The sequence below is a fragment of the Viridibacillus sp. FSL E2-0187 genome, assembly GCF_038006425.1.
Taxonomy (GTDB): Bacteria; Bacillota; Bacilli; order Bacillales_A; family Planococcaceae; genus Viridibacillus; species Viridibacillus arvi.
Map to the genome: position 1 here is coordinate 3,140,547 of NZ_JBBOVG010000001.1, position 19,834 is coordinate 3,160,380.

A 19,834-nucleotide genomic window follows, 5' to 3' on the forward strand; every position below is an offset into this window, starting at 1 on the left:
TCTAAATTGGTTATATATCAAAATCAATCATATTCTCAGCAATGTCATTGAAGGATTCCTCAGATTCAGCAAAATAATTTTGCCAAGATTCTTTGGACCAAATTTCAATACGATTAGAAACGCCGAGTACTACACAATCCTTTTGAACATTAGCGTGTGTTAATAAGTTACCTGGGATATTAATACGGCCTTGCTTGTCCACTTCCACCTCTGTAGCACCTGAAAAGAAGAAACGCGTAAAAGCTCTGGCATCTTTCTTAGTAACAGGTAATTGCTTCAGTTTTTCTTCCAGCTTACGCCACTCCAAAATAGGATACCCGAATAAACAATTATCCAATCCACGAGTAATGACAAAGCCTTCCGTAAGATGTTCACGAAACTTAGCAGGTATAATCAATCGGCCCTTTGCATCAATACTATGTTGATACTCTCCCATGAACATATTACTCACCCCACTATATGAAATTAATGTACCACATCCCCCCACATTCCACCACTAATTCATTGGAAAATAAGGGCGTTTACATTAAAATGCGTAAATCGTCCTTATCAACAACAGTATTTCTACTAATTTTTCCCTTTTTGTTTAAAAAACTTCATACTTCTTATTATTATTTTATTATTTTATTACCAAACAGTAGTATTTTTTTGATATTTTTAATAAAAAAAGCTATCTCGATTGAGATAGCTTTTTATACCCTATAATTAGGATAATATTATATCTATTATATTTAAAAAAAATGTCACTTTTTTAATCCGCATTATTCCAAATTATATATATATTACTTGATGCAATTCACTAACTTCTAGTGGCAATTGTAAAATATCATCAATTAAAGTCATGCCATATTCATTGATATATTGGAACGGATTAAATATACGTTCCATTAAATTACCTTCTGGAATCAGATGGCCTTCCATCTCGGTAAATTTACGAATAGTAACATCATGCTGAAGCAATACTTCTGCTTCTATTTTCTTCAATAGGAAGTCTAATTGATTTTCATGAATATCTAGATTTTTTATGACTACTTTATCTAGATGTACGTTATTGTTATGCAAATGCTTTTGCAATTCCACATATTGCTGCTGTAGTAACGCTTTTGTTTTTTCAATAGTCTCTTTTGCAGCGTTGTCATATACTTCATTTACAAATGTCTGATGCATTTGGGCCACTTTACCACTTAATACTTCAGTAATAGTTAAGTCATGAGCTTCTATTAAGTGTTCCACCTGGCGATTGACAAGTGTCATATTCATACGCGGTACAAAAACTGGCACCTTCATACCAAGTAACTCGAATGCGTCTTTTAATGTAGACCAATACGCAAGCTCACCTGGTCCACCAACAAATGCAAGTACAGGCAAGACCATATCCTGCATAAGCGGTCTTGTTACTACATTATTACTTAAACAAGCAGGTTGTTCTATTGCTAGTTGTAGTAGTTCTTCTTTCGTAAATTGGACATTCGCTACATCATTAATAAACATGCCATCTTTACGCTCTAATAAGAAGCGCTCGCCTTCCTTGACGTAAAAAAGGTTGGCATTTTCTTTTGTTGCACCAATTGGCGTACCATAACCATTGTCGGCCAAAAGCGCCTCTCGGTTTGAAACAACAGTTGCAATCTCTTCCGAGTGATCCACTAATCTCTCGAAATACGGCGCTTCATAAGCACGAAGCTTCGGATCGGCTGCATCTAATAGAAGTAATCCTTCTTCTTTAAAGAACCAGTGCATTAATTGAGCGAAAAAGTCAGTATATGTATGACTCTTTAATAAAAATGTATCAATTTTCGCCAACAAATCTTCTGTATATGCAGTTTCACCATATTGTTGGAAGACATTTTTTATAAATTTACGTGTATCTTCAATATCTAAAATTGTTGTTGAAGCCATCGTCTTCTTCTTTGAACGGTCAGGATGAATATGTTTTTGCAATCGACCATTTAATACTGTAAATGTATGATTAATTTCATCAATATCATGATCTTCGCCAGCAATCCAAAATACCGGTACGACTGGAATATCTAATTTTGCACGCTGTTCTTTAGCTAATAGTAAAACAGAAATAGCTTTATGAACGGAATATAAAGGTCCTGTTAATAAGCCCGCTTGTTGTCCACCAACTACAACAACTGCATTGTCTTCCAATTCCTTCAAATGTTGTTCCACTTTTACCGATTTCTCTAGCGGTTCCATAAATTCACGGATAACTTTTACGAGTTCAGCTCGACGAATCGGATGATTTTTTAGTTCTTCAAAGCGTTTTTCAAAAGATTTATCTTCATTTGTATAATGAAAAAACGACGAGATTGTTGATTCTTGATTACAATAATCTACCAATAATTGATTCGTTACCGGTACATCTATTTGTTCCAGTTTCATATTAGTATAAACTCCTCTATATTGTTAACTACTTTCGAGTATAGCATTTTAATCGATTGGATTGAAAAAATACGCTCACGTCATCGTCACATAAAAAATGATTCTTTGGACTATTATAATAATCCAAATAACCACATAAGTAATGGTTAACGCTAAAAATAAGAAGCGCCAAATTTTCCTGAATAACGGTAGTATTTCAATTTCTTTTGTCGAGCGCCATTCAATTATCGTAAAAACTATCGCAATTATTATTGCAACGATAAAAGTTATAAACCCGATATCATATCCCCATAAAAAACTCACAGATTCTGGCACAGAAAAAAACAGTATAAACGTAGTTATATCTGCCGCCCTTCCGAATACTTTTACTCGCTTCTTAGATAATTTTTTTAGTAGTGAATAAATAATGAGAAATAAGATGACTGGGCAAAGTATAACGAAATGCAAAAAAATTGACAGTATATATATCATCTTTCTACACCGCCTTGTTGCACTGCCATTAATATAATATAAAGAGTTTTTAATATTGGCATTTCGTGACCACGATTTTGCGCTATCTCCAATATCCCACCAACAATCGTATCTACTTCCATTATCCTTCCATTTAATCGATCTGTAAGCATAGAAGATGTATTCGTTTCTGTTTTTGTACATAAAGCGAGTACATCCTCAAATAGAAGTTGATCCTGTTGTTCCGAGAATGCTTCCATGAGTTCATTATATAATTTCTCTAATAGTATTAAACTGTGCTCATTCGTAATAAGAGAACCGTTTTTAACATTTAGTATAGTCGTTAGAGAATTAATAAGACAATTTAATAGTGCTTTTCGTATTAACATTTGTTCTGCATTTTCTATCCATTCAATTGGTAGTTTAGAATCTGATAGTTGAAAGAACTTTTTAAACGGCTGTCCATCTCCTCTTTCAATAGCTATTTTCATCTTACCAATCCCTCTGTGTGCAACCCTTGAACTCGATAACTTCTCAGCTCCAAACTCTACTGAACTAAAAGCAATATGTGTCTGTTTCAAGTTCTTTGCAAATTTAAAATGTTTCACACCATTTTGAATAAAAAGTAAAGGTGTGCTTTCTGGTAACGAATTAAATAGAGATTGTAAACTTGCTAGATGATGATATTTTACGGCAATTATCCATATTGCATCTGTCGGAAATACTTTAAAGTCATGTGAAGCTTTAATATATGTATGGTGCGACTGTTGCAAGACATCGATTTGCTGTAGACCTTTGTCATTCAGTTCACTTGCTTGAGTTTCTCGGTGAACAAGAATATTCATCTGGGTGTGATCTTTTTGTAGCAAGGATGCTAGCAGCAAACCAACCGCTCCTCCACCTACAACAACAATTTGCATATCGATATCTCCTTTCAATAAAAATAGACTGAGGTCCACCTTAGATAGGCAGACCTCAATTGCAACACTTATTATACAGGATAAACAGGATGTTTTCGATATGGCAGCATGATTTGTTTTGAGTCATAATAAGTCAAACGTTTTGTAATGACCGCTCTTAAATCACATGGCGCTACGATTTCATCTACAATCATTTCGGATGCCATTTTGTATATATCGATTTCCTTTTTATATTCATCATGTTTTTCTTTTACAAACTGTATTCGTTCTTTCGGATCTTCAATAGCTTCAATTTTATTTGAATAAACTGCATTAACTGCAGCTTCTGGACCCATTACTGCAATTTGCGCAGTTGGAAGAGCAATACAGACATCAGGTTCAAATGCCGGACCGCACATTGCATATAGTCCTGCTCCGTAAGCTTTTCGTACCACTACTGAAATTTTAGGTACTGTTGCCGAACTCATCGCTGAAATTAACTTCGCACCATGGCGAATAATTCCAGCACGTTCTACTTTTGTACCAATCATGAAGCCTGGCACATCAGCTAGGAACAATAATGGAATTGAAAATGCATCACATAAATTAATGAATTTAGCCGCCTTATCTGCCGAGTCAACAAATAATACGCCACCCTTTACTTTCGGTTGGTTCGCAATAATTCCCACCGCTTGACCATCCATACGCGCTAAACCAGTAATCAATTCCTGTGCAAAAAGTTTTTTTATTTCAAAAAAACTTCCCTCATCTATTAACTGATCAATCGCTTCATACATATTAAATGGTGCGTTTTGATTTTCAGGAATTATTTCTTCTAATTTGCGACCTTGTTTTGGTTGTTTTCCATTAATTACTGCTGGCTTATCAGCGAAATTCGCTGGAAAATAAGTTAAATATCGACGTGCTTCGGAAATAGCTTCCTCCTCAGTTGAAACAAGTACATCTCCGCACCCACTAACAGTACAATGCATACGTGCTCCACCCATCTCCTCAAGGGACACCTTTTCACCAATAACCTTCTCAGCCATACGAGGTGAACCTAAGTACATGGAAGCATTACCTTCTACCATAACAACGATATCACAAAACGCGGGTATGTATGCTCCACCTGCAGCAGAAGGACCAAACAATAAACAAATTTGCGGAATCATCCCTGACATTCTCACTTGATTATGGAAAATACGTCCTGCTCCACGACGCCCAGGAAACATTTCCAATTGATCTGTAATACGTGCTCCTGCTGAATCTACTAAATAAATCATAGGTACTTGATTTTTTTCTGCCACTTCTTGTATACGGATAATTTTCTCTACAGTACGAGAACCCCACGAGCCTGCTTTAATAGTTGAATCATTCGCCATGACGCAAACTGTTTGACCATTCACCTTCCCCATTGCAGTGACCACGCCATCTGCAGGTAAATCGCCTGCTTCACAATTCGCAAAACGTCCATCCTCTTCATATTCTCCATTATCAAAAAGAAGCGCTAAACGATCTCGTACGAACAATTTATTTGTCTCTTTTAGTTTTTCATGGTATTTCGGATGTCCACCTGCAAAAATCCCCTCAAGTTTGTTTGCTAGACGTTCGTTATATACTGTTTGTTCAGTCATATCAAGGCCTCCCCTTTGTGTTCTACACTTACATTTACATTAACCTAAGACGACTAGCACATCATCTTCGTTAACGAAGTCGCCTTCGTTGACCTTCACTTCAGCAACTACGCCTGACACTTCAACATCTACTGGGATTTCCATTTTCATAGACTCTAAAACGATGACAGTTTGACCAGCAGTTACTGCGTCTCCTTCTTTTACCTCTACACGAAATACAGTACCTGCCATTGATGCTTTAATTTCTCCCATAAATCTTATCCCCCTTGTGATTGGCTAACCATTCTGTTAGCGAACTTGTATGATAAACTCCTGATTGGAACATTTCTTCTTGCAATAATCGATCAAATAATAACAGATTTGATTTTACCCCTTGTATATCTATGTCCTTGATAGCCGTTTCAGAATTAGCCAATGCTTGCTCTCTTGTTTCCCCAAACACGATAAGTTTTGCAATAAGCGGATCATAAAACGGCGAAACTGTATTCCCTTCAACGTAACCACTATCTATTCGACAATTACCTTTTTGCGGGAACATCAATACTTGCAACTTACCCGGTGATGGCAAAAACCTCTCTGGATCCTCTGCGTAAATACGATATTCAATTGCATGTCCAGTGCACTTTATAGCTGTTTGGTCTTTTACAGGTAATGTCTTGCCTTCAGCTACTTGCAATTGCCACTCAACAAGATCAAATCCAGTAATAGCCTCAGTAACTGGATGCTCAACTTGTAAACGTGTATTCATCTCGAGAAAATAGAAGTGGTTTTCCGCATCCACTATAAATTCTACTGTTCCAGCATTGGTATAACGAACAGCTTTTGCTGCATCCACAGCAGCTTGCAATAATTTTACGCGCTCCTCTTGCGGAAAATTAGGTGATGGCGATTCTTCAATAACTTTTTGGTGACGTCGTTGAATCGAACAATTTCGTTCAAATAAATGAACGATATTCCCCTCATCATCGCCAAAAATTTGCACTTCAATATGGCGGGCATTCGGAATATACTTCTCAATAAAAACGAGATCGTTTTTAAAATACGATTGTGCACGTTTTTTTACATTTTCAAAGCTTTGACTGAGCGCTTGCTCATCTTCACAGCACACCATGCCAATACCGCCTCCGCCAGCTGACGCCTTCAGCATTACAGGGTATCCAATTAGGCTAGCAAACTGTAGTGCCTCTTCTAATGAAGTTAGGCCTTCTTCTGAACCTGGTACAACTGGAACACCGGCACTTTTCATCGTTTGGCGTGCTTGAATTTTATCACCCATTTGCTCGATTACATTTGCATTTGGACCAATCCAGCGAATTCCCGCAGCCTCTACTTTTCTAGCAAAATCCGCATTTTCCGATAACAACCCGTAACCTGGATGAATATCACTTACCTGATGCTCAATGGCAAGTTGAATAATATCATCAGCCTTTAAATAAGACTGTACAACCTGATTTCCACCTACACGAACAGCATTTGTCGCTTCTTTTACGAAAGGTAAATCTTGATCTGCATCTGAATAGATAGCAACTGTTTCAATACCTAGCTTGTGGCATGTCGAGATAATTCTTCTCGCAATCTCCCCACGATTGGCAATTAGAACTTTGCGCATATTCATCCCCCTTTGCTTGAACCGTTTCTCCCTTTCCTTATTAGTCTAAACGAAATAAGAAAGCGATTTCAACTATTAACTAGCAAATTTTACGTATTATTGTGTATTTTTTCATCTTTGTTATTTTATTCACAATAAAAAGATCATTCCAAAATAGCTTTAGAATGATCTTCCATACGAAATATTCAACTGCATTTTTATTGTCTAACCTTCTCTAAACCTTGTTCGAGCCATTTTACTAACTCATCATGCTCATGCCTTAATGTTTCATGAGATTTTTTCAATGATTGATAAGCTTCAGATAATTGATCAAAGCTCATAAGCGCTTGTTTTAGATGCGACCGCATCATTTGCTTTGGTCTGGTTTTAGCATCTTCCAATTCAGCCTCATATTGCGCTCTTAATGTTTTATTCCATCGAAAGCCACAAGCTTGCTTTGTACGGCCTAACTCTTCAGCTGCTTCTTCAAAACCCGCAAGCTGCGAGCGACCTTCACGAACTGCCATTAATATAATTTCCACCAAACGTGTATCATCTACAGCTAACCATTGATCTTTTCTTTTTTTAACTTCTATCTCAATCACCTCGCATTTTTATTACTATATGCGAGTTTTTCAATTTTAGAAGTTATTTTGATTTTGATAGAAAACGATTTACAGCTTCATGATGGGCATCACTTTCCCACAATTTTGCGCAGGTGTGAACTTCCTCCATAACACGATCAAACAGTCCCATTTCTCTCCATTTGCGTAGCTCCATTTCTTTATAAGCTTTATGAACTGAAGGATGGACTTTACGCATGTCCTCTATAAACGTCTCAAGAGCTACTTCTTTATCCCCCTCAAACACACGCATAGCCCATCCGATTTCATATAAAAGTCCAGCCGGATATGCTTTAGCATCTACTAACATTTTCAAGGCGCGATCATGACGTAATCCACGTTCAAATAAATATGTTCCGCCACCCCAGCCAGAAGTAATTGCTAAAGTTCCTTGAATGAAACCACATTTTGCTTCTGAAGCTACTAAACGGAAATCACAAGCTGTCGCAATTTCACAACCTCCACCAACAGCCGCACCATTAACTAAAGCAATAGTTGGGACTGGTAAAGTCGCCAGATCGTAAAGAATTTTAGCCATTTTACTTAGCATTCCAAAAGCTTGCTTTTCAGTTGTTAAGGAATGAAACTCGGCTAAATCCCCTCCAGAGCAAAATGCATGATCCCCTGCTCCCGTAATGACTAAAAAACGTACGGTATCATGATCATGTACATATGTAATTACTTTTTTAAAACCTTCCATCACTTCATCATTTATCGCATTTCGCCGTTCTGGACGATCAATAGTAAATGTTAATACTCCATCTTGTTCTTGAAAATGATACGCCATTTAGCTCTACTCCTTTTAGAATAATTAGAAAATAGAAATAATATCATCATACCTGTTTTAACTGGTTGATGCAATGAACCCCACAAATCCAGTTCACTTTATCAGCATATAAAAGAGATGCTAAATTCAAACATTACCAAAAGGAATTTTTTCAAAAAAATAACCGAAAAAGAAAACAGCAACCTAGAGGATGCTGTCAATAAAGATAAGATTAGACAATTATATTATGTATTATTTAATGTTATTTAAAATTAATACTTGTTGCGTTCGAAAGATAGCCTTCAGCATTATTAACAAATAAAAAAAGACCACTAGAGAGCCATGGTCTCTCTAGTAGTCTTTTCCAGAACAAATACTGAATTATTTGCTCACAACTTCTTTACCTTTGTATTGACCGCATGCTTTACATACGTGGTGAGCCAATTTACTTTCACCACAGTTTGGGCAAGCAACCATACCTGGTAGAGCTAGTTTGAAATGTGTGCGACGTTTACGTTTCGCAGTTTTAGAAGTTCTTCTAAATGGTACAGCCATCGATGGCACCTCCTTACAGATCGGTTATTCGTCTGTTTGATCAAAATACTTTGCTAAATCAGCAAGTCTTGGATCTATTTTTTTTGTGTCATTCTGTTTTTGATAGGCTAACTCGTCCTCCGTTGAAAAACTCCAATCAGAGTTATTCTTAGGTGTCGGAATTGTCGCATCTTCTTTATACACTTGCATCGGAATTTCTAATAAAATTAGTTCTTCTAACACAGGGTCAACATTTACTACTTCACCTTCTACAATGTGAAGATTATCATAGTCTGTTTCATTAGCAGTTTCTGACCAACTGAATATTTCGTCGGACTCGATATCAAATGAAAACTCAACGTCTTCCCATGTTCGTGCACAAGGAAGTGTTAGCGTGCCTGTCAATTGAAAATGACAAGTGATTTGGGATGCACCAAATGTGCAGTGCCCTTTTACATGAACAGGTGTAATCTGACGGATGTCCGGGTTACGTTTCATCACATCATCCAATTGAACTAATTCGTCAATCGGCATCCCGTTTTGGCGATATTTAGATAATTGTGGGATTGCCCATTTCATACGTTTATCACCTCAAGACAACAAAGTTGATTATATAATGCTAAATTATAGATGTCAAGATATTTTCTTGTCACTACTACAAACTCTCCGTATAATTACGGATATAGAGTGTAAATGGGGTGAAGATTTGATAGCAACCGGTGTAATTGTAGAATACAATCCTTTTCATAACGGCCACCTACATCATATCAGACAATCACGTAAAGAGACAAATGCAGATATTGTCATTGCAGTGATGAGTGGTCATTTTTTACAAAGAGGTGAACCTTCTTTTGTCGATAAATGGACGAGAACAAAGATGGCTCTAGCTTCAGGTGCAGATCTTGTTGTCGAATTACCTTATGTGTACGCAACCGCTCAAGCATCCGATTTTGCTAAAGGTGGTATAAGCATATTAGACGCTATGTGCTGTGACTATTTTTCATTTGGTAGTGAAGAAGGCACTATAACACCGTTTTTAAACAGTTATAGCCTGCTACAGGAGCAGAACGATACTTTACAGCAAATGATAAGGGATTCTATTCAAACAGGTATAAGCTATCCTCAAGCGTTAAATACGGCATATAAACAGCTTATCCCAACAAATGAAATGTCATTCGTAGATTTATCAAAACCAAATAATATTTTAGGTTTTCATTACATTGAAGCAGCAAATAAAATTCATTCAAATATAAAAGCTGTGACAATCCAGCGTATTAAAGCTGGTTATCATGATGCTATTGAAGCAGATTCAACGATTGCTAGTGCTACCGGAATTAGACAAGCCATTTTTGAAGAGAATTCTATAGATAGAATCGCCTCCTACATGCCTCTAGATTCTTTTAAAGGATTAGAAGAATGGCGTCAATCAAATATCTCTTTTGGAAGTTGGGAGACTTTCTGGCCATTATTACGCTTTACAATCATTCGTCATACACCACAAGAACTAGCAAATTTCGCAGAAGTGACGGAAGGTATTGAATATTTGCTACTGCGTGCTGCAAAAGAAAGTGAATCTTTTGTGTCGTTTATGCAAAAAGTTAAATCGAAACGCTACACATGGACACGTATTCAACGTATGCTAACACATATTTTTACCGGTTTTACGTGGGACCTTTTAAAATCCTTTAAGCAACCTTCATATATTCGCTTATTAGGGATGACAAGAAATGGTCAAAGTTATTTATCCTCAAAGAAAAAGCATTTTACATTACCTATTATTAGCCGTGCAGCGAGCTCTGACGATGCAATGTTAATGCAAGATATCCATGCCACCGATTTGTACATGCTTGCGCTTAGCGGACCTGCAAATACAAAAAGAATGGGCTTGGATTATAAAACCCCGCCCATTCGTGTATAAAAATTATTTTTGTTTTAAGTCATCTAAATATTTTAGAGCATCATCCACTGTTTTTACAGGCACGATTTTCATTTTCGTGTCTATTTTTTTTGCGGTTTCAACAGCTACTTCATAATTTGTTTTGATTCCAGGATTTAATTTTTTTACTTCATCCGTTATTTTATCGTCTGGAGCAAAGAAAATTTCGATACCACCGTCATCTGCAGCAATTATTTTTTTATCAATACCACCAATTCGGCCAACTTCACCCGATTCTAACATTTCACCTGTACCTGCTACGTTATAACCTTTCGTTAGATCTCCTTCTGTTAATTGATCAATAATCTCTAAAGTGAACATTAACCCTGCAGAAGGACCACCAATTTTATCCGCTTCGATTTTTACTTTTGGGTTAGTTGTAATTGATTTATTTTCTGTAAAAGTAATGCCAATACCTACTTTCCCTTTTGTCCCAGGTATTTCTTTTAAAGTAACAGATTTTGTTTGCTCTTTTTCATCTCGAATGATAGTAAGTTTTACTTTATCACCGGATTTTTTTTCAGCCAAATAGTCGATCAATTCTGTTTGACGAATAATTTTTTTTCCATCTATTCCAATCACTTCGTCACCAGGTTTTAAAATACCGTCACTAGCACCGTCTTCTAAAACATACACAACATAAACGCCGTTATACTTAATCTCATATTCTTTATTTGCCTTTTTGAAAGCAACATATTTGGCGTTAAATTGTGAGTCCGTCATAAGTTTTAATTGACGCAAATTATATTCATCCTCACTCTCATGCGGACTTCTCACTTGCGTTTCTGGAAGCAATTCTTTTCGACTACTTAACTTTGCACCCGCATAAGTAAAAGGAGTTGCTTTAGACATCGATACAGTCATAAGACTCATTGTTCCTTCGCTGTCTAATTTTGCATTTTCTACCTCTACAAATTGTGAAAGCTCATAAGCTCCACCAGGCTGCATAATATAATAAGGTAATGGATAGACAAAACCTAAAACCGCAATTGCAGCAATGACTATAAAACCTATAAATTTCTTGATATTCAAGACATGCACCTCCAATTAACAAACTCTTAAGCTATGTATATGACGAAACATTAGAAGGTTTGTTCGATTTTTTTAAAAATAATTTTAGCATTTGTGAATTCGACTTACAAAAAGATAAGAATGGGTGGAGCTAATTCTCGTTTCTCGTATGAACATCATTATTTGTTGGGTACTTATTGCTTTATTACTCTTGCAACCAGGTATTGCTCATGAAGGGGCAGATGTGGGCATTAAATTATTTATGAATGCACTCTTCCCTTATTTATTGCCCTATTTAATATTGACCCAATGGTTACTACGCCTGACAAATCAAGGTGGTAGTAATTCTTCTAAAACTGCTCTTTACTTAAAAGCATATGGCATAAGTGCATTAGGAGGATTTCCGACTGGCGCTGCTACAATTGCTTTTATGACAAAAGAACAACAATTAACATTGCGAGAAGGTAAGTTTTTACTTGCTATTTGTCATGCCCCTAGTCCACTCTTTATGATTGGCTTTGTTGGTTATGAATTACTTGAAAATGCCTCAATTGGTTGGCAAATGTTACTGCTAATACATAGTGTAAATTTAATAACCCTTGGTATTTTCATATTGTTTTCTAAACGCCCAGCTGAAACAATGTCCATGAAAAGGGAAATAAAACGTGAATCATTCCCTTTAATTGAAAGCATGAAAGGTAGTATTCCGACTGTCCTTTTGGTTGGTACAACTGTTATATTTTTCACCACAATTAGTCATGTGATCGCAAAAACATTACTTCATTTCTTTCACGATCTACCTACAGTTTTGGCCGTTTCTTTATATGCAGTGTTAGAAATGACTTCTAGCTTACATATTGCAACACAATCATTTGCAAGTTCTGCTTACTTACCTTTATGGCTCATAACTATTCTAGCGGTTCAAGGTTTAAGTATTCATTTGCAAGTTGCAGTTTTAGCTAAGGACGCTGATATCCCTCTTGTTCCATACTTTTTATTACGCTTGATTATGATACCTATACTCCCTCTACTATACTGGGTGATTTTCTTATGAAAATCACCGCAAAAAAGGCTGTTTTATGATGTACATCATAGAACAGCCTTTCTTTTATTTGGAGTTGAACTTTTCTTTTAATGCAACTTCAACGATATCTGGTACTAGGCCATGGATATCTCCACCATATTGTGATACTTCTTTAACAATACTAGAACTTAAAAATGAGTATTGATTTTTTGTCATGATGAAAAATGTTTCAATTTTCTCGTCAAGGAAGCGGTTCATCGATGTGATTTGCATTTCATACTCAAAGTCTGAAACTGCACGCAAACCTCGTACTATGGCATCTGCATTGCGTTTTTTTGCATAGTCGATTAATAAACCAGAGGAGGAATCCACTTTAACATTTGGCATGTCGCACGTTACTTGTGAGATTAAATCCATTCTCTCATCCACATTAAATAATGGGTTTTTCGAGGAATTATTCATCACAGCAACATAAACTTCATCAAAAATATCGGCGGCACGTTTAATAATGTCTAAATGTCCGTTCGTAATTGGATCAAAAGTCCCTGGTACAACAGCTATTTTATTCAATGGATTCTCCTTCTTCCTTCACCGAGCGATAAAATGAAATAATAATACTACCATAACTCTCTTCACGTATTTTTTCGAAATGCAGGAAGTTATCTGGTAAATCTGTATCCCGATCATGCTCACAAACAATCGTACCTGAGCTTGAGATAACATTATTTGATACTATTTCTTCTACTAAATCATAATATGCTCGTTTTTTATAAGGTGGATCTAAAAAGATTAAGTCAACTTGTATTTCCTTTTTTATAAGGGCTTTCATAGCTCTAACCGCATCATTTCTATAGAGCTCAGTCTGTTCTTCATAACGACATTTTTGTATATTTTCTTTTAGATTTTGGAAGGCACGTCCATCTTTTTCAATGAAAATACCTTTATCCATTCCTCTACTAATGGCTTCAATACCAAGTCCACCACTACCTGCAAATAAGTCCAAAACGGTACCACCATTAAAAAACGGACCTAATATATTGAATAATGATTCTTTAACTTTATCTGTTGTTGGTCTAGTGGTTGTGCCAGATACCGCTTTTAAAGGCATCCCTTTTCTGTCACCAGCAATCACTCTCATTGTTTCACCAAACCTTCTCTTACTTACATTTTTAATCGATTTTAATTCAAAATAGCAGATGGCGCAATATTAATTTTGTCATCCGACTTTTCTACATCGACCAAGAATAACCTAACAAGCCATGCTTCTTCCACATAATAATCGTCACCAAATTTTTCGAAAGGTTGCGAAATGATATTATAGCGTTTTTGATTATAAACATAGAATGACTCACTCATTGGGAATCTGAAATTTCGCGTATCACTTTCTATATACAATCCATTTTTCCCCGTGCTTACTTCATAACCAAGACCATTTAATACCGGTACTGCTTTATAAAAAATACGACCATCTTTGAAAATAACTTGCGTATCTTCATCCTCATTATCTTTCAAATACACATGTCGCGCATCTTCAAATAACAACGGAGCAATCTCAGTACGATCATTGTCATTCATTTCAAAAAATGACGTTTGTAAATCAAGTGTTTTTGACAACAATTTGTCGAGTACTTTTGGTGAGATTACTTCACCTTTTTGTGCAATCAAACTTTCTTTCCATACTTTTGATTGTTCGTTTGTCATGTACTTATTTACAATCTGAGTGATTTCATGCGCCTTATCAGAACCAATTTCTTTCCCCGATATAAAGGACGCAACGGCAATTGGTAACCAATTGTTATTACTTACGAAGTCATATTGTTGTCCAATCTGAGACATGACGATTTTCTTTTCAATAGACCCAACATTAAATACTGGTGTAAATAAAATTCGTGTTGCTGAGTTTTTCTTTGAACTTTGCATAATCGCTACATGATTAAAGCCATCCAAAGAAAAGTCCTTTAATTCTGTTTTTAAGTCCTTCGATATCGCCTTGTCACTATATAAAGTAACTTGCTCATTTTCAAAGACAGTTTTCAACTTTTGTTTTTGCCAATATAAATCAGTCACTGCTCCGTAACCGCTATACATTGAATAATCTACTAGATCTAGTGTTTTTTGACCTACTAATTGTAGACCAGTAAACCATTGACCACCCGATTTTGTCTCATCAGAAATGTGAACCTGTGTATGTACTGGGGTCCCATTTTGTAGAGTTAAAAAAATATTACGTAAAATTTCACCTGAAGTAAGCCCTTTTTTAGATATTGGAATTTCATAAGAGATGGATTGTTTCTCTTCATCTCCTGCTTTCAGCTGAGTTAGTTGCTCGTTTAAACGTTCACAACTTTTTACGTCATCTAAGAGACATGCCTTTTTCTTACTCTTAGTTGGCCAAATAAGCTTCACATTATCTTGAGGGAGGTCGGTAAAGTGATGGTTCACTATCAACTTTCCTTTACGATAAATCACTTCTATTTCTTGGTCATAGTTAAATACCTTATCCTCCTCAGACAATTGATCCGAAAAGACATGGTACTGAAAAGTTAACATTATGCCGTTTAAAAATAATAAAATTGAAAATAAGCTGGCAGCAAATTTCATGTGCTAATCCTCCTGCATCATGATACTATGTGTTAGGAAAGGATGTGTACGAACAATGATTCAACAATTTATTGAACTCGGCAAAGGTTTTGGTGACGTTTTTGAACTATGCGAACTTGCAGAAACAAATCAGCATCGCTATCGTAATGCCTTCATACTTGTATCTGAACATAACGGCAAAAGTGTAGCTTCTCTTGCAGTAGCTTTTAATCCAGTTGGTGAAAGTAAATTTACACCACTTTATATTTGTAGAGAAGGTATTTCGCATTCACAAACAAAGCCTTCTAAACGAGTTCAACTATTCGAAAATAAAATAACTGAAATCGGCAGACAAGCAATTACGTTAAACGTAAAACACTCATCTGAATTTGCAGAAAGTACTCTCTATTACCAATATCTTATTGGTATTATGCGTCTCAATCATTATATCCCATCCATGTACTAACTGATACGTTTCATCAATTTCCATTCAGTTTGACAACAATATACTGGATGTTCTTTTTATCGACAAATATAACCAAAGTTTTATAAATCAGTTTTATAATCGTATTCTTTTGCCTTATCAGGTTTCGCATTTTCAAACTCAGTTGATACAAAAGGACGATATGAGGGCACAGCATTTTTAACATACGGAAGTCGTATCATTTTGGCCATCGTCGCTTCAATTTCATCTTGATCACAATAAAGTACAACATATTTTAATTTTCTTGAAATATAGTGTACATGTCCATATCTTCGCAAAGATTTTGCTTGTTTTAAATGATGGACATACACAATCAGGCCTTGTCGGTCTTTCATATGGATTCCCTCTTTTCTTACAAACAAGAATACCATAGCTTGGAATTCAATCGCAACCAAGTTTAGCTGACAGAGATATGGTTTATCCGTTATAATAAAATTAGAAGTCTGCATTTAGAGGAGGACTATAATGGGAAAGAAAACGAAAGTTGCAATCGCAATTGCAGCGGCAAGCGCAGCAGCATGGGCAGGTTCAAAAGCTCTTTCAAAACCTCAAAAACGAAGCGATAAAGATGCATTACAATATGACCAACCTATTGTACTTGCACATCGTGGCGGCTCACATTTAGCACCAGAACATACGATGGCTGCATTCCGTAAAGCAGCAGAACTCGGTGTTCATGGCTTCGAAATCGATATTCGTTTAACAAAAGATGAAGAAATCGTTGTTTTCCATGATGAGTACGTAGATCGTACTTGTGACGGATCAGGTCGCGTAGCAGATTTAACTTTAGAAGAATTACAGTTATTAAACTTTGGCTATAATTTTGTTGATTTGGATGGTTACTTACCATACCGAGAGGATAAACAATCAATTGTTACATTACGTTCATTGTTAGAAGAATTTCCTCAAATGCTTGTAAATATTGATATGAAAGATGCGCCAGATACATATGAGGGAGGATTAATGCCTTCAAAACTTTGGCGTTTAATCGAAGAGCTAGGTGTCGAAAATCGTGTTGTGGTGACAAGCTTCTTCGACGAACAAATCGATCGATTCAATCTTTATGCTCAAAATAAGGTTGCTTTAGGTGCTGGACAGGGTGAAGTTAAAAAGGCTTATACTTCTTTCACTAGTCAATTCAGCCATCTATATCATCCAAAAGTTGACGTATTCCAAATTCCATCGAAATTTGGTGTTTTTGCTTTAGATAATGCTAGGTTTATACGTTTCTTAGAAAACTTGAATATTCCAGTACATTATTGGACAATCAACGACGTATCAACAATGGAGCAATTACTCGCAGTAGGTGCAAAAGGTATTGTTACTGATCGTCCTGATTTAGCAGTTGAACTATTAAATGAATAACAGAGTTATATACAAAAAAAGAAAGACTTATACGAAATTCGTATAAGTCTTTTTCTTATGCTGAACAAGAACAACTACCGCCAGTTCCACAACCCGAACCACATGATGAGCTAGAGTTTAAGAACGGGTTACTAACAGGCACTTTTACAGCCTCTGATACCGTTTTGCCGATTAACAAACTGATTTCATCTAATAAATCTTGATAATCATTTTCGGCAACTTTCAGGGCTGCTATTTTATCGTTTAAATCGAGTTTACGTTTTTGCAAACGGATCGATTTCATTATTGTTTGGTAATCCGGATGATACTTCCCAAAACGTTGAACATCTTCGTATTGCTCTTTCATCCGTTGGAATGAAGCAATTTCTTCTACAAGTTCAACATCGGAATAAACACTGTTGTAGGCATGCTGCAACGTTGCTATTTCTTTGGAGGATCGTATCATTTTACTCAGGACATCTACTTCATCAAGGATTTGTGCCCACTCAGAAGTCATCATCATATTTCATTCCTCCATTCCATTAATATCATAACAGATTTATTGTTTGATTGTTAAGTTAGCGATTGAAAAAAAAGTTATTCACTTAAAATTCCTTATTTTTTTCTTCAAATCAAACCATATATCCCCTTTGCATAACTGCACTAAAAACATAAACAAATCATCCCATTTATTAACTGTTGCAACTATCTTATCAAAAAGCATGACTTATTGATAATAGTGGAAAAGCATACATACACTATAAAAAAGCCAAAATGATAGTTACCAATAAACTAAATTTACATATTTCTCTTAATCCAGTTTTCACTACTTCTGTACGAGCTAAATTATCTACTTACATTGAATATGAAAAAATAAGGTGGTCATTTTTATCGAAAAAGCTCTTCTTTTAATGATTTTATTAAGACTATGTTCAGGGAGTATTGAGGTGACAGCAGCACTGTTTATGTTTAAGTTCAACGATTTAGAAAAAGCATTTTATATTAATACTCTCCTAGCATTAGTTGGACCTACTGTTTTAATTGTTACAACTGGTATTGGATTATTCGGCTTAGCCGAAAAGGTTTCATTACTCAAAATGGTTTGCCTATTCTCAGGAATTTTCCTCATCCTTTTCAGTTTGAATTCTAAGTAAGTAAAAACATCATGTATATTCAAAAAAAGGAACGATTCAGCTAAATTAACTGATCGCTCCTTTTTATTATGTGGCACTATTTTTTTGCCCGATTTTATCAATTTGAATGAACTTAAATACTAAAAACAAGATAATAAGCCCTATTACACCTGCTGAAATATAACTCATATTTAGATATTTCTCCATAACCAGTGACATAACAGGTGGGCCTGCTGCAACACCGATAAATCTGGCTGAACTATAAAAAGAAGTGACAGTACCTCTCTCCTCTTTCCGAATATTTTCAGTAATGATAGCATCTAACACTGGTAATATTGCTCCGATTGCAATACCCACAATACTGGTCACTACTAACAATAGAACCAACTTTTCTGCTGTATATCCAACAAACACAACACTAATAGAAAGGACAATTAAACAGATAATCATTAGCTTCTTAATGAGCTTCATATCACCTTTTATCTTCCTGCCAGTAATAAAAGATGCTATACAGAGCATCATTAAAGGAATGGCTAACACAAATCCTTTTTTAATACCTTTAATATCGTGTGTTTTTTCAAGATTTTCAGATAAAAAAAATAATGCCCCAAACAAAATAAGCATAACAAATGCCCCGTTTAGAAATACGGTGAATAACCACTTTCCCTCTTGCTTAAATGTGTTTTTAACATTGTTCAAAAATTCTTTTAGTTTTACTGGTTCATCTTTTTCTTTAGGTACTTTCACAAAGAAGAAAATTAGTACGATTGAGATTAAGCTAAAAGCAGATATAGAGAAGAAAGGTAAAAACCATATAAAAGCTGCAAACAATGAACCTAGAATTGGACTTAATACTTTTCCGAACGTATTTGAGGTTTCAATGATTCCTAAACAGGAACTTGTTTTTTCATCATCATCTTTATATAAGTCACCTACTAGAGGTAATACTATCGGCATAGCACCTGACGCACCCGCACCTTGTAAAATTCTTCCAATTATAATACCCATATACGGATTTTCCATTTTCCAAGAGGCTATACCAGCTATTAGACCACCGATTAACGCTAAGATTAAACTCGGTAAAATGACCATTTTTCTCCCAAAACGATCAGATAAGTAGCCTGCAACTGGAATGAGAATAATTGCCGCTACTGAATAACTGGTGATAATCATACTTGATTGAAAAGAAGAAATCCCTACATTTTTCTCCAAAATCGGTAACACTGGAATTAACATAGAATTCCCAAGTGTCATAACTAATGGAATTGAGGCCAAACTGATTATACACCAGAGGCTGACATTGTCTTTACGATTACCAACATTCCCCATCCACACACCTCTATTAACTGTTAGATTATTTTCAATTATTAAAGGTATGATTTCCTTGCTTATTTTTTTTATTCGTTTGGATATACATTATGTATATTAAGGAAAAGAGTG

The 19,834-nt window shown here is 35.7% G+C and carries 23 protein-coding genes; 5 read left to right on the plus strand and 18 right to left on the minus strand.

The annotated features are described in order from the left end of the window. Window positions 1-10: 10 nt before the first annotated feature. From mraZ to MHH85_RS15455, 11 genes are all read right to left on the minus strand, one after another. Window positions 11-442: a division/cell wall cluster transcriptional repressor MraZ gene (mraZ, locus tag MHH85_RS15405; RefSeq protein WP_193741161.1), complete on the minus strand. Its 432-nt coding sequence runs from the start codon at window positions 440-442 to the stop codon at window positions 11-13. A 329-nt stretch (window positions 443-771) separates the two neighbouring features. Further along, window positions 772-2,388 (minus strand): bacillithiol biosynthesis cysteine-adding enzyme BshC, encoded by a 1,617-nt coding sequence (gene bshC, locus MHH85_RS15410; RefSeq protein WP_340707654.1) that lies wholly within the window; start codon window positions 2,386-2,388, stop codon window positions 772-774. Window positions 2,389-2,463: 75 nt separating this feature from the next. Then, the gene (locus MHH85_RS15415; protein ID WP_340707655.1) at window positions 2,464-2,859 is read right to left on the minus strand and encodes a DUF3397 family protein; all 396 of its coding nucleotides are present in this window, start codon (window positions 2,857-2,859) and stop codon (window positions 2,464-2,466) included. Beyond that, a complete protein-coding gene (locus MHH85_RS15420; protein WP_340707656.1) occupies window positions 2,856-3,758 on the minus strand; it encodes a ketopantoate reductase family protein in 903 nt (300 codons plus the stop codon). Before MHH85_RS15420 ends, MHH85_RS15415 begins: the two co-directional genes overlap by 4 nt. Before the next feature lie 71 nt (window positions 3,759-3,829). Then, window positions 3,830-5,371 (minus strand): acyl-CoA carboxylase subunit beta, encoded by a 1,542-nt coding sequence (locus MHH85_RS15425; protein WP_193738648.1) that lies wholly within the window; start codon window positions 5,369-5,371, stop codon window positions 3,830-3,832. Window positions 5,372-5,410: 39 nt separating this feature from the next. Next, window positions 5,411-5,623, minus strand: coding sequence for an acetyl-CoA carboxylase biotin carboxyl carrier protein subunit (locus MHH85_RS15430; protein WP_193738647.1), 213 nt, complete (start codon window positions 5,621-5,623; stop codon window positions 5,411-5,413). Beyond that, entirely contained in the window at window positions 5,610-6,980 is a 1,371-nt protein-coding gene (locus MHH85_RS15435) for an acetyl-CoA carboxylase biotin carboxylase subunit (protein ID WP_340707657.1), read from the minus strand. The genes MHH85_RS15430 and MHH85_RS15435 overlap by 14 nt, the downstream gene beginning before the upstream one ends. Window positions 6,981-7,177: 197 nt before the next feature. Then, complete coding sequence (locus MHH85_RS15440) at window positions 7,178-7,564, minus strand: transcriptional regulator (RefSeq protein WP_227752001.1); 387 nt, start codon at window positions 7,562-7,564, stop codon at window positions 7,178-7,180. Window positions 7,565-7,607: 43 nt separating this feature from the next. Further along, window positions 7,608-8,369, minus strand: a complete 762-nt coding sequence (locus tag MHH85_RS15445) for an enoyl-CoA hydratase/isomerase family protein (RefSeq protein WP_340707658.1) — start codon at window positions 8,367-8,369, stop codon at window positions 7,608-7,610. A 360-nt stretch (window positions 8,370-8,729) separates the two neighbouring features. Then, window positions 8,730-8,903: a 50S ribosomal protein L32 gene (rpmF, locus tag MHH85_RS15450; RefSeq protein WP_038183775.1), complete on the minus strand. Its 174-nt coding sequence runs from the start codon at window positions 8,901-8,903 to the stop codon at window positions 8,730-8,732. Window positions 8,904-8,927: 24 nt separating this feature from the next. Then, window positions 8,928-9,461 carry a YceD family protein gene (locus MHH85_RS15455; protein WP_053417550.1) on the minus strand — a complete coding sequence of 178 codons (534 nt, stop codon included), beginning with the start codon at window positions 9,459-9,461 and terminating at the stop codon, window positions 8,928-8,930. A 127-nt stretch (window positions 9,462-9,588) separates the two neighbouring features. Between MHH85_RS15455 and MHH85_RS15460 the strand changes: the two genes are divergently transcribed. Beyond that, entirely contained in the window at window positions 9,589-10,800 is a 1,212-nt protein-coding gene (locus MHH85_RS15460; RefSeq protein ID WP_340707659.1) for a nucleotidyltransferase, read from the plus strand. Window positions 10,801-10,803: 3 nt separating this feature from the next. Here MHH85_RS15460 and MHH85_RS15465 read toward each other — a convergent pair whose 3' ends face one another. Continuing rightward, window positions 10,804-11,859: a SepM family pheromone-processing serine protease gene (locus MHH85_RS15465; RefSeq protein WP_340708188.1), complete on the minus strand. Its 1,056-nt coding sequence runs from the start codon at window positions 11,857-11,859 to the stop codon at window positions 10,804-10,806. Between the two features lie 115 nt (window positions 11,860-11,974). Here MHH85_RS15465 and MHH85_RS15470 point away from each other — a divergent pair, with 115 nt between their 5' ends. Further along, a complete protein-coding gene (locus MHH85_RS15470) occupies window positions 11,975-12,883 on the plus strand; it encodes a hypothetical protein (protein WP_340707660.1) in 909 nt (302 codons plus the stop codon). Window positions 12,884-12,937: 54 nt separating this feature from the next. Here MHH85_RS15470 and coaD read toward each other — a convergent pair whose 3' ends face one another. The 3 genes from coaD to MHH85_RS15485 are packed head-to-tail and all read right to left on the minus strand — an operon-like array spanning window position 12,938 to window position 15,454. Then, on the minus strand, window positions 12,938-13,423 hold the full coding sequence (gene coaD / locus MHH85_RS15475; RefSeq protein ID WP_193738642.1) for a pantetheine-phosphate adenylyltransferase: 486 nt from the start codon (window positions 13,421-13,423) through the stop codon (window positions 12,938-12,940). Beyond that, complete coding sequence (gene rsmD, locus MHH85_RS15480) at window positions 13,416-13,991, minus strand: 16S rRNA (guanine(966)-N(2))-methyltransferase RsmD (RefSeq protein WP_340707661.1); 576 nt, start codon at window positions 13,989-13,991, stop codon at window positions 13,416-13,418. The genes coaD and rsmD overlap by 8 nt, the downstream gene beginning before the upstream one ends. Before the next feature lie 41 nt (window positions 13,992-14,032). Further along, window positions 14,033-15,454, minus strand: a complete 1,422-nt coding sequence (locus MHH85_RS15485) for a hypothetical protein (RefSeq protein ID WP_340707662.1) — start codon at window positions 15,452-15,454, stop codon at window positions 14,033-14,035. Between the two features lie 55 nt (window positions 15,455-15,509). On the opposite strand from MHH85_RS15485, the gene MHH85_RS15490 reads away from it, so the two are divergent. Further along, on the plus strand, window positions 15,510-15,899 hold the full coding sequence (locus tag MHH85_RS15490) for a DUF7147 family protein (protein WP_038183750.1): 390 nt from the start codon (window positions 15,510-15,512) through the stop codon (window positions 15,897-15,899). A gap of 80 nt (window positions 15,900-15,979) precedes the next feature. Here MHH85_RS15490 and MHH85_RS15495 read toward each other — a convergent pair whose 3' ends face one another. Next, complete coding sequence (locus MHH85_RS15495; RefSeq protein WP_053417558.1) at window positions 15,980-16,252, minus strand: YlbG family protein; 273 nt, start codon at window positions 16,250-16,252, stop codon at window positions 15,980-15,982. 130 nt (window positions 16,253-16,382) lie between these two features. Between MHH85_RS15495 and MHH85_RS15500 the strand changes: the two genes are divergently transcribed. Continuing rightward, window positions 16,383-17,282: a glycerophosphodiester phosphodiesterase gene (locus MHH85_RS15500; protein WP_193738639.1), complete on the plus strand. Its 900-nt coding sequence runs from the start codon at window positions 16,383-16,385 to the stop codon at window positions 17,280-17,282. Window positions 17,283-17,337: 55 nt separating this feature from the next. On the opposite strand, the gene MHH85_RS15505 is transcribed toward MHH85_RS15500, so the two are convergent. Next, window positions 17,338-17,784, minus strand: a complete 447-nt coding sequence (locus MHH85_RS15505) for a YlbF family regulator (RefSeq protein ID WP_193738638.1) — start codon at window positions 17,782-17,784, stop codon at window positions 17,338-17,340. A 355-nt stretch (window positions 17,785-18,139) separates the two neighbouring features. Between MHH85_RS15505 and MHH85_RS15510 the strand changes: the two genes are divergently transcribed. Next, window positions 18,140-18,415, plus strand: coding sequence for a YqhV family protein (locus tag MHH85_RS15510; protein WP_340707663.1), 276 nt, complete (start codon window positions 18,140-18,142; stop codon window positions 18,413-18,415). 66 nt (window positions 18,416-18,481) lie between these two features. On the opposite strand, the gene MHH85_RS15515 is transcribed toward MHH85_RS15510, so the two are convergent. Beyond that, the gene (locus tag MHH85_RS15515) at window positions 18,482-19,723 is read right to left on the minus strand and encodes an MFS transporter (RefSeq protein ID WP_340707664.1); all 1,242 of its coding nucleotides are present in this window, start codon (window positions 19,721-19,723) and stop codon (window positions 18,482-18,484) included. Between the last annotated feature and the right edge of the window lie 111 nt (window positions 19,724-19,834).

Excerpts from the sequence above, each read along its gene's own strand:
- MHH85_RS15485 (WP_340707662.1), bottom strand. The coding sequence starts at position 15,454 with ATGAAATTTGCTGCCAGCTTATTTTCAATTTTATTATTTTTAAACGGC.
- MHH85_RS15455 (WP_053417550.1), bottom strand. The coding sequence starts at position 9,461 with ATGAAATGGGCAATCCCACAATTATCTAAATATCGCCAAAACGGGATG.
- MHH85_RS15435 (WP_340707657.1), bottom strand. The coding sequence starts at position 6,980 with ATGCGCAAAGTTCTAATTGCCAATCGTGGGGAGATTGCGAGAAGAATT.
- MHH85_RS15490 (WP_038183750.1), top strand. The coding sequence starts at position 15,510 with ATGATTCAACAATTTATTGAACTCGGCAAAGGTTTTGGTGACGTTTTT.
- MHH85_RS15420 (WP_340707656.1), bottom strand. The coding sequence starts at position 3,758 with ATGCAAATTGTTGTTGTAGGTGGAGGAGCGGTTGGTTTGCTGCTAGCA.
- rsmD (WP_340707661.1), bottom strand. The coding sequence starts at position 13,991 with ATGAGAGTGATTGCTGGTGACAGAAAAGGGATGCCTTTAAAAGCGGTA.
- MHH85_RS15515 (WP_340707664.1), bottom strand. The coding sequence starts at position 19,723 with ATGGGGAATGTTGGTAATCGTAAAGACAATGTCAGCCTCTGGTGTATA.
- rpmF (WP_038183775.1), bottom strand. The coding sequence starts at position 8,903 with ATGGCTGTACCATTTAGAAGAACTTCTAAAACTGCGAAACGTAAACGT.
- MHH85_RS15415 (WP_340707655.1), bottom strand. The coding sequence starts at position 2,859 with ATGATATATATACTGTCAATTTTTTTGCATTTCGTTATACTTTGCCCA.
- MHH85_RS15430 (WP_193738647.1), bottom strand. The coding sequence starts at position 5,623 with ATGGGAGAAATTAAAGCATCAATGGCAGGTACTGTATTTCGTGTAGAG.
- MHH85_RS15445 (WP_340707658.1), bottom strand. The coding sequence starts at position 8,369 with ATGGCGTATCATTTTCAAGAACAAGATGGAGTATTAACATTTACTATT.
- MHH85_RS15505 (WP_193738638.1), bottom strand. The coding sequence starts at position 17,784 with ATGATGATGACTTCTGAGTGGGCACAAATCCTTGATGAAGTAGATGTC.
- MHH85_RS15495 (WP_053417558.1), bottom strand. The coding sequence starts at position 16,252 with ATGAAAGACCGACAAGGCCTGATTGTGTATGTCCATCATTTAAAACAA.
- bshC (WP_340707654.1), bottom strand. The coding sequence starts at position 2,388 with ATGAAACTGGAACAAATAGATGTACCGGTAACGAATCAATTATTGGTA.
- mraZ (WP_193741161.1), bottom strand. The coding sequence starts at position 442 with ATGTTCATGGGAGAGTATCAACATAGTATTGATGCAAAGGGCCGATTG.
- MHH85_RS15425 (WP_193738648.1), bottom strand. The coding sequence starts at position 5,371 with ATGACTGAACAAACAGTATATAACGAACGTCTAGCAAACAAACTTGAG.
- MHH85_RS15500 (WP_193738639.1), top strand. The coding sequence starts at position 16,383 with ATGGGAAAGAAAACGAAAGTTGCAATCGCAATTGCAGCGGCAAGCGCA.